Consider the following 15,998-nt stretch of genomic DNA (forward strand, 5'->3'; position numbering starts at 1 on the left):
GCCGCCTCCTCACTCGCTCCGGTCTCGACAGCAACATTAGCTTTATCAGGACGGAGTCGCTTCTATGGCACAGGCAACTCGTGACGAAGGTAAGAAGGTCAACTCAGACATCAACGTGACGCCCATGGTGGACGTGATGCTGGTGCTCCTGATCATCTTCATGGTCGTCACCCCCATGCTGAACAACAAGGTTAACGTCGAACTGCCGCCGGCCGCCGCCGCCGTCGTGATGGAAGACGCCAACAAGGAAGATTCAGTCGTCGTTGCAGTTACCCGCGACGGTAAAACCTTCCTCGGTGGCGACCAGGTCACAGGCTCCGACCTCGGCCCCAAGATCTCGGCCAAGCTCGAAAACAAGACCGACAAGCGCGTGTACTTCCGCGGTGACAACCGCGCGAACTACGGCAAGGTCATGGAAGCCATCGACGGTATTCGTGCAGCGGGTGTAAGCCAGCTCGGCATGCTCGCAGACAAGCCGCTGATCTAACTTCAGCAGCATCTGCCCTCAAAAGGGCAGGAACAAGTTTCGGAACCGGCCGCCAAGCGCGGCCAACAGGAGATACACCATGGGTATGGGAGGCGGAGGCGGTAGCGGTGCACGGTCAGATATTAATGTGACCCCGCTTATCGACGTTCTTCTGGTGCTGCTGATCATCTTCATGGTCATCCAGCCCAACACGGTTCGCGGTTTGGACACGCTTGTGCCTCAGCCGCCCAAAAACCAGGATAAGGACAAAGAGCCCGACCAGCGTACGGTCGTCGTTCAAGTCCAGCCTAACGGTGCTGCCGGCCCTTCGTACAAGATCAACGAAGACGTCGTCAACCTGTCGCAGCTGACGGAAAAGCTGACTGAGATCTTCTCGGTCCGCAACGACAAGGTGATGTTCGTAAAGGGCGACAAGGACCTCGACTTCGGTCAGATCCTGCCTGTCATCAATGACGGCCACGCGGCCGGCGTCGATAACATCGGCATCATCACGCCCGCTGTTGAATCCGGCAAGTAATCACAATTGACAGAGGGGCGATGAGACTTTCATCGCCCTTCTTTCGTTTCCCTGATATACCTCTTAGTACCGATTCCGAAATCGTAATGCTTCTACCGGCTACCGCTGTGAGGGGTCATCTCACACTTCGTCGGCGTAGTTCTGATGTTCATTTTCTCTTGCTCCCGTCGCTCCGGTAACCGGCGCTGAAACGTTACAGAAACCTGCCGGTCTGGCCCTCTCGGCACACCGCGTTTTGTACTTCCACCGCTGGTCAGCCGTGTTCGTCTGCGGTTACAATCACTCCACGCAAGGCCTTCCCCGGCCCAGCGTCTCTACCGACCTACCCTGCTCGTATGCGGCATTTGAAGGAGATCATTCGCTCAATGAAAGCTAACGCACGTGTATCCGCCACGGCCGCTCTTCTGCTGTCGCTTGGAATGCTGACCGGCTGCGCCAAGCTGAAGGCACGCGACCAGCTCACCAAGGGCGTTGCGGCGTTCAAGAATGCGCAGTATGAGCAGGCGACCAACGCCTTTCAGAAGGCGATCGAGTACGACCCGACGTATGACACGGCGAAGCTGTACCTGGCAACCGCGTACTCGTACCAGGTTGTGCCCAATGCTGAAGATGCCAACAACATGAAGATGGCCAACATGGCCATCACCGGCTTCAAGGATTACCTCGCTGCACATCCCGGAGACAAGGTTTCGCTCCAGCAGCTTGCCTCGATCTATCGCAACATCAAGAAGTACCCTGAAGCGAAGGACTACGAACAGCAGGTCATCGCTGTCGATCCCCAGGACGCGGAAGCCCACTACACCATCGGCGTCGTTGACTGGATCGAAGCGTACGACAACGCCCGCAAGGCACTCGCTGCGGACGGCCTGACCGATGCTGGCGACGGTAACCCGAAGATGAGCAAGGCCACCTGCGCCAAGATCAAGGAGCAGAACACCGCTCTCGTCGAGGACGGTCTTAAGCACCTGCAGCAGGCGACAACGTTGAACACCACGTATGACGACGCTCTGCAGTACCTGAACCTTACCTGGCGCCGCAAGGCCGATCTGGACTGCGGCAATCCCGCAGCAGTGAAGGCGGACATCGCAAACGCAGAGAAGGCAAGCCAGGACGCAATGGGCGCTCGCAAGATCAACGAGCAGAAGAAGGAAGAAAAGGCTACGAAGGGCCAGGTCGTGGCGCAGTAAGTCACGTCCAACGGCATCGGAATTGCCCAGCGGCCTCCCCAATCGGGAGGCCGCTTCCCTTTGCACGGCGCAGCCCTCCCGGCCCATATATCCTAAGAATGATGGCCGCCCTCTTTGGCAAATCGTTGCCAGAACTGACTGAGCTGCTCACGGCGCTCGGGCAGAAGCCCTACCGCGCCCGCCAGCTCTGGGACGCGCTCTACCGGCAGCGTGTCGATACCGTCGACGACATCACCACCTTTCCCGCCGAACTCCGCCAGCACCTCACCGCCGACTATGCCATTGAGCTGCCACAGATGGTGCAGACCGCCGTCTCCGTCGACGGTACCGAGCGCTATCTCATGCGCATGGCAGACGGCGAAACGGTCGAGACCGTCTGGATGCCTGACGGCGACGGCGTCGAGAACACCGACGACGCGGAAGACTCCGCCGACCACCGTGCCGACAGTCGACTCACCAGCTCCCGCAAGCTCGACGCCCGAGGCCTGCCCGTTGATAAGCGCAACTGGGGCGCCCTCGCGGAAGCCGGCTACCGCCGCGCCACCATCTGCATCTCCAGCCAGGTCGGCTGTGCGGTCAACTGCCAGTTCTGTCTCACGGCCAAACTCGGCATCCGCCGAGACCTCACCGCCGGCGAGATCGCCGGCCAGGTCGCCGCCGTCCTTAACCGCCACCGCGTACAGATCGGGAAAGACCGCATCAACCTCGTCTTCATGGGCATGGGCGAGCCCTTCCTGAACTACGACAACTTCATGAAGTCGGTCCTGCTCCTCGTCGAGGGCATCGGCATCCCCGCCTCCCGCATGACGGTCAGCACCAGCGGCATCGAGCCCGCCATCCGCCGCTTCGCCCAGGAGACGATCCGCCCCAACCTGGCGCTCAGCCTCAACGCCAGCAACAACGTAGTCCGCGAGCAGATCATGCCCATCACGCGCAAGTGGAAGATCGAGCAACTGCTCGACGCCGTCCGTGAGATCCCCATGACCAAGCGCGATTGGGTCACTTTTGAGTACGTTCTCCTCGGCGGCATCAACGACCAGCCACAGCACGCGCACGAGGTCCTCGCACTCCTCAAAGGCATGCACGCCAAGGTCAACCTCATCGTCTGGAACCCCGGCCCCGGCATCGCCTACACACAGCCGACACCCGAACACGTCGATATCTTCCAGCAAACGCTCATCCGCAACGGCCTGCCCACCTACATCCGCCGCCCCCGCGGCCGCGACATATACGCCGCCTGCGGCCAGCTCAAGCGAACCGTAGAGCCAGACAAGCCAGCCGAAACCCTCGTACAGCTCACCGCCTAGCAAACGCCTCTACCGGCTAAAAGAGAAGTTCACGGTGATGGTCGTATCCACCTCGGTAGGAACGCCTGCCAGAACGTAAGGCTTGTCCCTCCAATGTCGAACGGCGTCCATGGCTGCATCGGTCAGAGAGTGATCTGGGGCTGAGATCAGCTCCAGATCACGAATCCCTCACCACACGCGGCAGCGTCCGCGGACAGAAAAAAGGGCCACTCAATCCGAGTGGCCCTTTCGCTTCTGTCGACATGCTCCGGTTTACTGGATCGTGACCGTCACCGCTCCCGAAGCGCTCGCCCCAGGGTTGGTAGCCACCAGCGACCCACTGCCCGCCGCCGCCAGATCCGCTGCAGGAATGGCAACTGTGACATGCGTCGCATCCACGATGGTCGTGGTGCGATAGCTGCCATTCCACGTGACCGCCACGCCCGGGACGAAGTTGCTGCCCGTCAGCGTCAGCAGAGTGTTGCCAGCACCATGCGTGATCGTTGAAGCGGAAGCAGAAGTAAGCACCGCCGCCGTGTTGGTGTTGAGCAACTGCGGCACCACGAACGGCCCGCGCAGCAGGTAGATGTGACCGGTGGACGTGCTCAGAGCCAGTCCGTCCTGTCCCCAGCGGAAGATGTCGTTGACGGAGAAGTTTGATGTGCCTTCGATCGCCGTCATGTTCAGCGACATCGCACCCGTTCGCAGGTAGTTCGCAATATCGAAGGAGAGGACGCCATCCGCATTGCTGTAGCTGTTTGTGGATGAGGTGGACGCAGCGAAAAAGGCTGCGCCAACCGACGCATCCGGCTCCACCGGCAACGATCCTGAGGTGCCTGTGTTGTTGTAGTTACTTGGGAGCGTGAAGCCTCCCGTCTGGGAAATAGCGCCCGAAGTTGCCAGTGTTGCGACTCCGCCCAGCCCGGCATAGGCACGCCCATTTGCGATCTTGAAGCAATTGAACCGGTTCAGTGTCGTTGAGGTGGGGTTAAGTGGGGACAGGCCATTGGACCCGACGCCGAAGTAGTACATGCCCGTGCTGTCGTTATTCAGGAACAGACTGCTGCTGTCCAGGAAGCGCATGCACGAACTGTAGTAGTAGTTGGTAGAGTAGCTGGACCGTTCCGTAAAGCTATTCGACGCGGACGAGTAGTCGAACATGCCGAAGTTGTACACGTAGTTCCCGAAACCAAGTGCCAGTGAGTCTTCCGTGCCCGGCTGGACTGCCAGGTCCGCGACGATGGGTGTGTAGTAGCTTCCGAAGATGCTCGTTACGGAAGGCGTCGAAGTAGCAACGGCGCCGGTCAGCATGTTGTAGCGTGCCAGGGTTGCGTTGGTGGCATTCGCCAGCCACAGCGTTTGCCCGCTTGCGCTTAGGGCTACACGTGTCGGTACGTTGGTCAGTGCGACGGGTGAACCGATGGTGGCGGTCTCCGGTGTAATTGCCACCAAGGAACTGCCCGCAACCGACGAAGAACCGGTGGAGACTGCGGCCACCAGCTTGCGTGAGTAGGGGTCGTACACCATTCGATTCACACCCAGCGACAGAACACTGTAGACGCTGAGTGGTAGCGTGTTCGAATTGCCCCCACCTGGCGCTGGTGTGCTCACACCGATGCTGCTCCATCCCATATTGGCGAGGTTGGCCGACGGCACAACAGCGGTGAGCTTCCCGGCGTTCACGAAGGTTGTGGAAGCCGCTGTGCTCCCCACCATCACTGTCGATCCCGAGGCGAAGTTGGTTCCCAGCACTGTGATCGTGGTGTCGGCGCTACCGGCCTTGACTGCGTTGGGAGAGATAGAGGAAAGCGTTGGCTGCAGGTTGTAGTTGGATCCGGCAACCACGACCGCAGCACTCGCGGAGTTGTCCGCCGCATTGTTGTCCGTGCTCGAAGCAATGGCCGTCGCAGTAGCCGTCGCAGTGCCTGCAGACGTCTCCAGCACGGTGACGTTGATGGTCACCGTGGCACCATTCGCGATGTCTCCCAGGTTGCAACCGGCCGTCTGCGTAGAGCAGATGCCTACTGTTGTGGTCGCCCCGGTGAACACCCCCGTGGATGGAGTCTGGATGGCCAGAGCGACATCCTTTGCCGTGGACGGCCCAGCATTCTTCACTTGGAAGGTGTAGGTGGTGCTGGTGCCGGTTGACGTGCCGCCGGTGGCTGTCGCCGTCACTCCCAGATCCGCCAAGGTGGCGGACAGGTCCTTCACCAGGTTAGACCGTAGTGAAAAGACTCCGATCGCGGTTCGCACCGCGAGGCCATTGGAGCCCCAACGCGTCAGCCGCGAAGGATTCAGGTAGGTATTCAACCCCGTAGAGTCATAAAGGTTATACGGAATGGTGAACGGGATCAGGTCACCGGTAGCGGTGTAATCCGAACCCTTGAATACCTGGATTTGCGTGTAGTTGTTGCAGCAGTAAGCCGAGCTGCTATCCAGCACGAAGATCTTGCCAAGCGCGCTGTCATAGGTGGTTGGACCCACTGCAGCCACCGTACCCGTCTGGTAAAGAGTGCCCAGCAGGGTTCCCGCCTCCGCGTCGTAGATCTTGCCTTGGCTCCCGATCAGTGTGCCGGATGCTAGCTGCATGTCATCCAGCGAGCTGCTGGCGAGCGATATGCTGGAGTTTGTGCTCGTTGTCTTCGCGGTCAAGCCCGATGAGCTATAGGTGAAGGTCTGCAGCGCGCCGCCACCAACGTAGATCTCGTTGCGGCTGCCATCCACTTGCAGGGCGTAGTAGGAGTAGTAGTTTCCGGTTGGCATCGTGCCGCGCAGAACTCCGCTGTCGTAGAGCGCGGGTGTCGCGTAGTAGCTATAACTGCTGGTCGATTGGAGCACCACCACGGAATCTGTAACGCCAGGCAGCGCCTGCAGCGCGAGCGCAATGGGCGATGAGCCGGAGCCGGCGTTCAATGCGAACTGAAGCCCGGCGGTGTTGGTCGTCAGGTCCACCTTGCGCACGCCATTGGCGCCGTCCAGGCCAACCCAAAGGTACTTACCGTCAGAGGTGATGGCCAGCTTGTTCGGTTCACTGCCCACCGGGATAGGACGCCCCAGCGCTCCCGTTGCTGGATCCATCGACACGACGGAGTTGCCATACGGCGCACCGGCGCTGCTGGGGACCGAGAGCCAAAGCAGGCCCGTGGAAGGACTGTAAACCATGCTGTTGTTCTTAAGCGGAGCGTAGATGGGCAACGTCACTGCATTTGACGTGCCGCCACCCGGGGCCGGTGTAAAGACGCGGATGACGCCTGCTCCCAATTGCGAGAGCATCGAAGTGGTCAGACGTGCCGTCAGCTGACCGCTGTTGACCACGGTGGTGCTCACCTGCGTGCCGTTGAAGCTCGCATACGAACCGGAAGAGAAGCCTGTGCCGTAGACCGTTAGGTCCAGCGCAGCCCCCACAGGTGCCGCAGTTGTCGCCAGGGAACTGATCGTCGGTGCTGGCGGATCAACGATCGTGACCGTCACAGGCAGCGAAGTCGGATTGGGATAGGTGGAGTTCGTGAGTGTGATCGCAGCGGTGCCGGCCGCGGATAGCAGGCTCGCAGGCACGCGCGCGTACATGTACGGCCCGTTGTAGGTCGAATAGTAGCTCAGAGAAACACTGCCGACCCCATAGGTTGAGGTCAGCGTGGTGCCCTTCCACTGGACCGTGGCAGTCGATGAAGTTCCTCCACCGATCACGAAAATGTTCGTGTCACCAGCGCCGGTATAAAAGCTCGTCGGGGAAACGTAGCTGATCGACGGAGAGGTGGCACGCGCCGTCACCACGAAGCTGGCAGCAGCTGAGGTGCCACCACCAGGCTGGGCATTCACCACGGTGATCGGCAGAGTCGTAGCGTTCACAATGTCTGCGGCTGTCAAAACGACCTTTAGGGAGTTGGCACTGACAAAGGTGGAAGCGTGTGCTCCGCCATTCACCAACACTGCCGAAGAGGCATTGAAGTTGCCGCCCGTCAGCGTGACCGTAGGCGGCGTAGAACCCTGGACGATGCTGGTCGGCGAGATCGACGTGAGTGCGGGAACGGGATTACTTACGGAAAGAGAATTTGTGCCGCTGGTGCCACCGCCCGGCTTGGGGTTGATCACATTCAGCGGCAGCGACTTCGACACCGCGAAATCATCCGCGGTCAGCGCGGCAGTCAACTGCGTGTCACTCACAAAGGTCGTGGTGCGAAGGCTACCGTTTACCGAGAGAGCCACACCCGGGACAAAGTTGGTGCCGGTAACGGTCACACTTGCAGCCGCCGAACCCACCAGCACCGCTGTGGGCGCGACCAGCGTGAGCGACGGTACGGGATTATCTACGGACAAAGCAGCGACGGCGGGGTCAAGCTTCGCAACTGTGGTGCCATTTGCAACCGAAACATTCAGGACCACGCCCGTCTTCAGTTGCGCCGCCGGTACCGTTGCATGGACCTCCGTCGAACTGACATAAGTAGTAGCCTCTGCCGTGGTGTTCAACGAAACGACAGACGTCGTCGTGAATCCCGTTCCCGTCACAACGACGGTAGTGTCATTCGCGCCCACCGGAATGTTCGTCGGGGAGACCGCAGCAACACTCAGCGTTGTCGAGGTTGGCGTCGGCGTTGTCGTCGTCGGCGGGGTCGTCGTGCTCGATGACCCTCCGCCGCCCCCGCCGGCGCAGCCGAGGAGCGTAACAGGAAGAACAAAGGCAATCAGACGCAGGAAGGAAGCAGGTCGAACAAAGGGATGTGTCATGGAGTCTTGGAGACTAACCGTCCAGATAGTCAAACGCAATGAAAACTAACGCAGAAAGCAAATATTTATACTGTCCTGCGGATGCTTCGAAAACTAGTAACTCCGGCACCACTGAAACAGCTTGGTTGCACGACATCCCACTGGCCCGGGTCGAAATCAAAAAGCCTCACTTTCTGGAGACAATAGCTTCATCCGCCGCGTAGAGATCCAGTCCTGCTTCTGTAGCGAGGACAAAGCTCCAGCAGCTAACTGCGTTTCCTTCAAAGGGCATTGTTCAAAGAACCGGTGGGCGACTCGGGGATCTTGTTGATCGCGGATAAGTGCGGGATCGCCTCTGGATAGGCAGAGCTCAACGAGTCATGTAGGAGTTCTTTCGGAGGGGCATGGCTTCAGCCATGCCATCAAGCCCACTCCTCCAAACCCGCGCGGTCTCAGATTCCGGCAGAAGTATCCCGGCCGGACCGCGCGCTGAACAAATCCCGCGGCTGGCCCAAAGCCAGGCACTAGAAAACCTGTCAAGTCCCGGAACCACCTAAGTTGCTGATTCTGCGCGACATAAAGTTGGCGGGGAATTATCTCCAGGTTGTTATCCTTGAAGTAGGTCAGGATCGCCACAAAATCGGAGCCAACCGAAGAGCCGTTTGCGCGATTCCGGCAGCAATCGCCTCGGTAATCCAACTAACTCCTTTGTTATCTGATTTTTGCCCGTAAACCCTTTCGAATCTGATTTTTGCCAGTTCGGGAATCGTCAACTGCTTTAGAAAGTAATATTTACAGCAAACAGGGGGGAGGGTACCCCTCCCCAACAACACAAACGGCCACCCTCGCGGGTGGCCGTCGTCTCCTCCGGGAGCTCGGTAAAGCGATCTACAGGATGCCCGGCCCGAAGCCGGGCTACGAGACACTCCGCACCAGCAAGAACACGCGCAAAGCGCGTCGAGAACAGCACGAAGTGCCGCGTCGAGAACAGCACGAAGTGCCGAAGTCCTAGTAGCCGCGGTAGTAGTAGCGGTATGGACCGTACACCGGTGGCGGCGGGTAGTGGTTGTAGACCACCGGCGGTGCCTGGTTCACAACGATCGGCTGTTGCTGCTGCGGTGCCTGCTGCTGAATGTAGATCGGCTGCTGCTGTTGCTGCGCCGGCTGTGTCACGAAGTTGACCACCACCGGTGAAGAAGCCTGTGGCTGCTGCTGATACTGCGGCGCGTACTGTGGCTGCGGCGCGTACTGCTGCTGCTGTGCATACGCGGGCTGGCGCTCCACCGGTGCTGCTGCCTGCTGACGGAACGTCTCGTAGGTCACTTCGTCCGGTGTCTGCCGGGCGATCAGCGCGGGCTTGCGCACAGCGTCTTCCTGCGGCGTCGGGATGCCGAAGTCGTCCATCACGCGCAGTGTCAGCTTCGTCTCGGCCTTCAGCGTCGGCGTTGGTCCGCGACGAGGCAGGTTGATCAGGTCGATCGGCCACAGCACCGGGATCAACCACATCACGGTGTCCTTCGTAGCGTGGCCCGTGCCCTGGATCCGGCCGTCTTTGTCGACCTTGTTCTTCGGCGTCGCAACAACGCGCGCATTCAGCGGAACGACAGTGTCCGGCTGCACGATCAGTTTGTCGAAGTCGAGTTCCATCCAGCCCTTGCCCACAAAGTGGCCGGGGTCCTTGTACTCGGCAAAGTGGCCCATCAGGTAGCTGCCGTAGGGAAATGAGGAACGACCAAACGCCTCGCTGTGGCCCAGTGTGCACAGCACCGGATCGCCCACATTCATGGTCTTCGACGAGATGCTGCCTTCAGAGATCGTGCAGTTGATAATCGAGCCGGCAGGCACCAGCTGGTCGGCCATGGCAGACAGCGGCAGTGCAAGCAGAACAGTTGCAAGCAGAGATTGGAACTTCAAGACGAACCCCCGGGGGATGGGACGCTCCGCAAACGGAGCAGGCAGATAAATCACGAATGGAGACGGAGGCACACCGTACGGACGCCGCCCGAGAATCCCAGGAGCTGATCTCTGGAACGCTCGTAATGCAAGGAGGAAAGTCCCATGATCATCCGTTGATTTCGCAGTCCAGTCAACGAGAAAATGCATCAAATCGCCAGTAAAGACGCGGGCGTTGGCGAACGCTGTAACTTTCGCAACAACCAGAAAAATTTCCGCAACTTACTCAAATCCAGCGTGTCTGAAGCTTAAATAGGCCTATTCCCTAAGACGCTTTTCTGTCACGCACCGATCAGAAACAGCACCCATCCGGCCAGCCCCGCACCCAGCATCGGGCCGGCGATCGGAACCCACGCATACGCCCAGTCACTGCCGCCCTTACCGGCAATGGGCAGCAAGGCGTGTGCCAGCCGCGGACCGAGGTCGCGCGCAGGGTTGATCGCATATCCAGTCGTCGCGCCGAGACTGAGACCCACCGACCAGATCAGAAAGCTCACCAGCAGCGGACTTAACCCCGACGCGGCCCCCGTGGTCAGCACCAGCTTGCTGCTCATACCGCCAGCGACAAGAACCAGCACAAACGTCGCAAGAAACTCGCAGAACAGGTTCTGCGGATAGTTACGGATCGCAGGTCCCGTGGCAAAGACGCCCAGCTTCGTCGCAGGATCTTCTGTCGCAGCCCAGTGCGGAAGATAGAACAGCCAGGTCGCCGCCGCACCACAGAACGCACCAGCGATCTGCACCAGCGTGTAAGGCAGTAGCTTGGTAAAGCTCTGCGCCTTGATAGCAAATGCCAGCGTGAACGCGGGATTCATATGCGCGTCCGGCGAACCGAAGAGCTGCGAGACGAAGATGCCGCACAGCACCGCAAACGCCCAGCCGGCAGCGACCACCATCCATCCGCCGCCTTCGGCCTTCGACCGCTTCAGCGATACCGCCGCACAGACCCCGTTGCCCAGCAGCATCAGCACAAACGTACCCATGAATTCGCCCAGCAGCGGGCTGCGTGTGATCAATGTCTTACTCCAGAGCTCACCACTCTACTGCGGCAGGTACTGCTGTGCCAACGTCTTAAATGCATCCACCTGTTCCCGCTTCCAGGCTTCATCACGACCAAGCTCCTTCGCCATCAGTTCCGCCACCTTCGGCGCAATGGCAATGGCCGCGCGTGCATTCAGCAGTAACGCACGTGTTCGCCGGGAAAGAGCATCATCCAGCGTGCGCGACATCTCCTCGCGCGCGGCCCACACAATCTCCGCTGCAAGGTACGGCAGAGCCGGATGCAGCTTCTCGGCAAGCTCCGGCGAAGCATCCGCGAGCGCGCGAACACCGGCGGCATCGGCACCATAGACCAGCAGCTCGCCAAGGTCCTGCGCGTCGCTCCATCCATGCACGCGCAGCGTTGCCGTTGTGCATGGCGCATCGGGCAGATGGCCCAGCGTCGCGGCGTGATTCACCGTGTCTTCGGCCATGTGGCGATAGGTCGTCCACTTACCACCAACAATCGTCAGCAGGCCGCTGCCGTCGATGTGGATCGTATGATCGCGCGACAGAGAACTCGTCTTGTTGCCGTCGCCACCAGCCGCCTTCACCAGCGGACGAATGCCGACGTAGATGGACAGGATGTCCTCACGCGTGGGTTTGCGGCTTAGATACTCGCCCGCAGTATCCAGCACAAAGGCAATCTCCTCTTCCAGCGGCAGCGGCTCATAGCTCGGTGCATCAATCGGCGTATCGGTCGTGCCGACAACCGTGTGCCCATGCCACGGGATCGCGAAGAGCACGCGACCATCGCTGGTCCGCGGCACCATGATCGCCGTCTCTGCGCGAAGAAAGCTCTTCTCGAGCACCAGGTGAATTCCCTGCGAAGGCGACACCATCGTCGTCGCCGCAGGCTCGGCCATGCGGCGCGTCTCGTCGGTAAAGATGCCGGTGGCGTTCACGACACACTTTGCCTGCACACGGATGCGCTCGCCGCTCTCGCGGTCTTCGACGACAATGCCATTCAGAAAGCCGTCATCACCACGCAGCAGTTCCACCGCCGAGCAGTAGTTCAGCACCGTCGCACCATGGTCCGCCGCCGTCATCACCAGGTGTGTCAGCAGGCGCGTATCGTCGAACTGGCCATCGTGATACACCACACCGCCGCGCAGACCCTCTTGCGCAATCGTGGGCAGGCGTTGCAGCGTCTCTTCGCGCGACAGAATTCGCGACTTACCAAAGGAATACTTCGTCGCCAGCAGGTCATAGACCTTCATGCCGATGCCGTAAAACGGAGCTTCCCACCACTCGTAGTTCGGCACCACGAATGGCATGTCATGCACCAGGTGCGGCGCGTTGGCCCGCAGCAGACCGCGTTCCTTCAACGCCTCCATCACCAGGGAGATGTTGCCCTGCTCCAGGTAACGCACACCACCATGCACCAGCTTGGTGCTGCGGCTGCTGGTACCCTTGCCAAAGTCCTCGCGCTCCACCAGCAGCGTCTTGTAGCCGCGTGTCGCAGCATCCACCGCAACACCCGCACCCGTTGCGCCACCGCCAATGATGACGATGTCCCACGGCTCACTACCCTGCGCGCGCACTGCTTGCATCATGGCTTCACGGTTCATAGCGGCCTGTTCCATCCCTTCGCGCGCGCAATGGCTTCCTGCCAACGTGCATCGAGCGCGCTGTAATCGTGCTGCGGTTGAAAGACGGTACCCGCGTCCTGCTTACGCTGGATCTCGTCCGTGTTGGGCCAGAAGCCGACAGCCAGCCCTGCAAGGAAGGCCGCACCCATCGCCGTCGTCTCAAGACATGCGGGCCGATGCACCGGGACACTCAGCAGGTCCGCCTGGAACTGCATCAGCATGTTGTTCGCCGCGGCGCCACCATCCACGCGTAACTCGCGAAGCGGCGCCGGTGTGTCTGCATTCATCGCACGCATCAGGTCCGCCGTCTGCAGAGCGATGCTGTCTACCGCGGCGCGTGCAATATGCGCCTTCGTCGTGCCACGGCCAATGCCGATCATCATGCCTGACGCGTAAGGATCCCAGTGCGGTGCACCCATGCCAGTAAACGCCGGGACAAACATCACGCCACCGCTGTCCGGCACGCTCAGCGCAAGCGCCTCCACGTCACTGCTCGAATCGATGATCCCCAGACCATCGCGGAGCCACTGTACTACTGCGCCACCGATGAAGACGGAACCCTCCAGCGCGTACTCCAGCTTGCGATCGACCGAACAGGCAAGTGTCGTCAGCAGCCGATGCTCGCTCTGCCGAAACGTGCTGCCCATGTGCTGCAGCAAAAAGCAGCCAGTGCCGTAAGTGTTCTTCGCATCGCCGGGCCGCGTACACATTTGCCCGAAGAGTGCAGACTGCTGATCCCCCGCGATGCCCGCAATCTCAACACCCTCAAGCCCCAGAGTCGTGCTCACCGGCCCAAGCGCTTCGCTGGACCATACCACCTCGGGCATCATCGACCGCGGCACACGCAGCAGCCGCAACAGTTCGTCGTCCCACCGGTCTTCCACGATGTTGTAAAGCAACGTGCGCGACGCATTGGTGCGATCCGTGATGTGCCGCTTGCCACTGGTCAGGTTCCAGATCAGCCACGAGTCCACCGTGCCAAAGGCAAGCTCGCCGCGCTCCGCTCGCTCTCGGGCGCCGCTGATGTTGTCCAGAATCCACGCAACCTTCGTTCCGCTGAAGTAGGGATCCAGCCGCAGCCCGGTCCGCCGGCGTACATCATCTTCCGCGCCGCTCTTTACCAGTTCGGCGCACGCGTCGGCGGTTCGCCGATCCTGCCAGACAACGGCGTTATAGACCGGCCTGCCCGTCTCGCGATCCCACACAATCGCCGTCTCACGCTGGTTTGTGATGCCGATTGCGGCCACATCGCGCGGTCGCACGCCCGCGCGGCCCAGCACCTCAACGGCTGCCGACATCTGGCTGGTCAGGATCTCAAATGGATCATGCTCAACCCACCCCTGCTTGCCCGCCGGGAAGATCTGCGTGAACTCATGTTGCGCCGTTCCAATCAGGGCTCCCACGCGATCGAAAAGAATAGCGCGTGAACTTGTGGTGCCCTGGTCCAGCGCAAGAATGTATTGCGACATCGAACTCACCTCAATGAAAGCTGCGCCGCATCACAGCGGAAACGCGAAGCCAACCTATCACGCTCGAATTACAACACGCCGCGCCGTCGCATTTCCCAAACATCGTGCATCGAATAAATGCCAGCTTAAGGCCATTGAGGATGCGTGACCGAAGCCCAACAGATTAAGAGACCAAAAAGTTCTTCCGCCATGGCGCCTGCGGCCGCTCGGTTGGTGCTGATTTGCTCCATCCTGGGCTCAGCAATGGCCTTTCTTGACAGCACTGTGGTCAACGTAGCGCTGCCCGCTCTGCAGCATGCCTTCCAGGCCAGCGCCAACCAGCTCCAGTGGATCGTGGAAGCATTCGCACTCACACTGGCCTCCCTCATCCTCGTCGGCGGCTCCATCGGCGACCGCTACGGCCGCAAGCGTGTCTACCTCATCGGGGTCGCGTCATTTGCCGCAGCATCCATCTGGTGCGGTGCCACCTCCACCATCGAGGGCATGATCATCGCACGCGCTGTGCAGGGCGTTGGCGCAGCCATGCTCATCCCTGGAAGCCTGTCTCTTATCACTGCCGCATTCCCTGAAGCGGAACGCGGTAAGGCCATCGGCATATGGTCCGGAGTAACGGCCATCACCTCCGCCGTTGGGCCTGTCGTGGGCGGATGGCTGATCCAGCACGCCTCCTGGCGATGGGTCTTTCTCATCAACGTTCCCATCGCGATTGCCATCCTTGTCCTCTCCTGGAAGGGTTATCCCGAGACCAAGCTGCATGACTCCCACGGCCTCGACTGGAAGGGCGCAGTACTCGCCTCGGGGGGACTTGGCGCGACGACCTACTCGCTGATGCAGTTTTCCACCGACGGGCCACACGTCCTGTGGATCGGACTCGTCGGCCTCATCATGCTGGCGCTCTTCGCTCTCGTGGAGTCGCGCTCACGCAGCGCCATGGCGCCTACGGACCTCTTCCGCTCGCGTAACTTTCTCGGCGCCAACCTGATGACGCTTTTCCTCTATGGCGCGCTCAGCGGCCTCATGTACTACCTGCCGCTCAACCTGATGCAGGTGCAGCACTACTCCCCCACGTCTGCCGGCGCTGTTCTGCTGCCTGTCGTGCTGATGATCTTTGCACTCTCGCGATGGTCTGGTGGACTCGTCACACGCTATGGAGCGGTATTGCCCCTGGTGGTCGGTCCGGCCATCGTCGCGCTCGGCTTTGCCATGCTGGCCATCCCGGGCATCGGTGGGACTTACTGGAAGACCTTCTTCATCCCTGGCATGGTTCTAGGCTTTGGCATGGCCATCAGCGTTGCACCGTTGACGACCGTTGTGATGAACTCGGTGGAAGAGGCGCGCGCTGGCGCCGCATCCGGAGTAAACAATGCGGTCTCGCGAGCGGCTACCGTGCTTGCACTCGCGGTATTCGGCGTCATCCTGCATGCCAGCTTCGTCACCGCCCTCAACAATGGGTCAGCGCGCATTCCCGAAAATGTTCGCCAGCAGGTCCTGTCGCAGCGCAATAACCAGGCCGCCATTAACACGAAGGATCCTGAGGCTCAACGCGTCGTTGCAGAAGCCTTCGTTGCCGGCTTCCGACGCGTCATGCTCACGGCCGCCGGCCTCTGCCTCGTAGGCGCTGTCTCTTCCGCTATCTTCATCCGCACGGCCGCGTCGAAAAGCTCAAGCACCATCGGCCCGGAGATCAAACAGAAGAAGGCGGTCGCGTAAAAACGATGTCGGTCGATAACAACAGCAAGCCGCGCCCACTGGGGACGCGGCTTTG

11 protein-coding genes are annotated in these 15,998 nt (G+C 60.4%); 5 read left to right on the top strand and 6 right to left on the bottom strand.

Going from position 1 to position 15,998, the window contains the following annotated elements; all coding sequences use genetic code 11:
* Window positions 1-64 precede the first annotated feature (64 nt).
* The 4 genes from TERRO_RS00310 to rlmN all read left to right on the top strand — a co-directional run bounded on the left by TERRO_RS00310 (window position 65) and on the right by rlmN (window position 3,498).
* Window positions 65-487, top strand: coding sequence for an ExbD/TolR family protein (locus TERRO_RS00310; protein ID WP_014783985.1), 423 nt, complete (start codon window positions 65-67; stop codon window positions 485-487).
* Between the two features lie 79 nt (window positions 488-566).
* Window positions 567-1,004, top strand: a complete 438-nt coding sequence (locus tag TERRO_RS00315) for an ExbD/TolR family protein (protein WP_014783986.1) — start codon at window positions 567-569, stop codon at window positions 1,002-1,004.
* A 365-nt stretch (window positions 1,005-1,369) separates the two neighbouring features.
* Entirely contained in the window at window positions 1,370-2,191 is an 822-nt protein-coding gene (locus tag TERRO_RS00320) for a tetratricopeptide repeat protein (RefSeq protein ID WP_014783987.1), read from the top strand.
* Between the two features lie 98 nt (window positions 2,192-2,289).
* Window positions 2,290-3,498, top strand: coding sequence for a dual-specificity RNA methyltransferase RlmN (rlmN, locus tag TERRO_RS00325; protein WP_014783988.1), 1,209 nt, complete (start codon window positions 2,290-2,292; stop codon window positions 3,496-3,498).
* Window positions 3,499-3,507: 9 nt separating this feature from the next.
* Here rlmN and TERRO_RS22545 read toward each other — a convergent pair whose 3' ends face one another.
* The 6 genes from TERRO_RS22545 to glpK all read right to left on the bottom strand — a co-directional run bounded on the left by TERRO_RS22545 (window position 3,508) and on the right by glpK (window position 14,233).
* Window positions 3,508-3,663, bottom strand: coding sequence for an energy transducer TonB (locus TERRO_RS22545; protein WP_081490560.1), 156 nt, complete (start codon window positions 3,661-3,663; stop codon window positions 3,508-3,510).
* Window positions 3,664-3,750: 87 nt separating this feature from the next.
* Window positions 3,751-8,202, bottom strand: a complete 4,452-nt coding sequence (locus tag TERRO_RS00330; protein WP_014783989.1) for a beta strand repeat-containing protein — start codon at window positions 8,200-8,202, stop codon at window positions 3,751-3,753.
* 987 nt (window positions 8,203-9,189) lie between these two features.
* Window positions 9,190-10,095: a hypothetical protein gene (locus TERRO_RS00335; protein ID WP_041592375.1), complete on the bottom strand. Its 906-nt coding sequence runs from the start codon at window positions 10,093-10,095 to the stop codon at window positions 9,190-9,192.
* 320 nt (window positions 10,096-10,415) lie between these two features.
* Window positions 10,416-11,150 (bottom strand): MIP/aquaporin family protein, encoded by a 735-nt coding sequence (locus tag TERRO_RS00340; RefSeq protein ID WP_014783992.1) that lies wholly within the window; start codon window positions 11,148-11,150, stop codon window positions 10,416-10,418.
* A 24-nt stretch (window positions 11,151-11,174) separates the two neighbouring features.
* On the bottom strand, window positions 11,175-12,743 hold the full coding sequence (locus tag TERRO_RS00345) for a glycerol-3-phosphate dehydrogenase/oxidase (protein ID WP_014783993.1): 1,569 nt from the start codon (window positions 12,741-12,743) through the stop codon (window positions 11,175-11,177).
* Window positions 12,740-14,233, bottom strand: a complete 1,494-nt coding sequence (gene glpK, locus TERRO_RS00350; protein ID WP_014783994.1) for a glycerol kinase GlpK — start codon at window positions 14,231-14,233, stop codon at window positions 12,740-12,742. Before glpK ends, TERRO_RS00345 begins: the two co-directional genes overlap by 4 nt.
* 189 nt (window positions 14,234-14,422) lie before the next feature.
* Between glpK and TERRO_RS00355 the strand changes: the two genes are divergently transcribed.
* Window positions 14,423-15,943: an MFS transporter gene (locus TERRO_RS00355; protein ID WP_014783995.1), complete on the top strand. Its 1,521-nt coding sequence runs from the start codon at window positions 14,423-14,425 to the stop codon at window positions 15,941-15,943.
* Window positions 15,944-15,998: the final 55 nt, after the last annotated feature.

Source organism: Terriglobus roseus DSM 18391 (genome assembly GCF_000265425.1).
In the GTDB taxonomy this organism is placed as follows: domain Bacteria; phylum Acidobacteriota; class Terriglobia; order Terriglobales; family Acidobacteriaceae; genus Terriglobus; species Terriglobus roseus.

Excerpts from the sequence above, each read along its gene's own strand:
- TERRO_RS00310 (WP_014783985.1), top strand. The coding sequence starts at position 65 with ATGGCACAGGCAACTCGTGACGAAGGTAAGAAGGTCAACTCAGACATC.
- TERRO_RS00315 (WP_014783986.1), top strand. The coding sequence starts at position 567 with ATGGGTATGGGAGGCGGAGGCGGTAGCGGTGCACGGTCAGATATTAAT.
- TERRO_RS00320 (WP_014783987.1), top strand. The coding sequence starts at position 1,370 with ATGAAAGCTAACGCACGTGTATCCGCCACGGCCGCTCTTCTGCTGTCG.
- rlmN (WP_014783988.1), top strand. The coding sequence starts at position 2,290 with ATGATGGCCGCCCTCTTTGGCAAATCGTTGCCAGAACTGACTGAGCTG.
- TERRO_RS00330 (WP_014783989.1), bottom strand. The coding sequence starts at position 8,202 with ATGACACATCCCTTTGTTCGACCTGCTTCCTTCCTGCGTCTGATTGCC.
- TERRO_RS00345 (WP_014783993.1), bottom strand. The coding sequence starts at position 12,743 with ATGAACCGTGAAGCCATGATGCAAGCAGTGCGCGCGCAGGGTAGTGAG.
- glpK (WP_014783994.1), bottom strand. The coding sequence starts at position 14,233 with ATGTCGCAATACATTCTTGCGCTGGACCAGGGCACCACAAGTTCACGC.
- TERRO_RS00355 (WP_014783995.1), top strand. The coding sequence starts at position 14,423 with ATGGCGCCTGCGGCCGCTCGGTTGGTGCTGATTTGCTCCATCCTGGGC.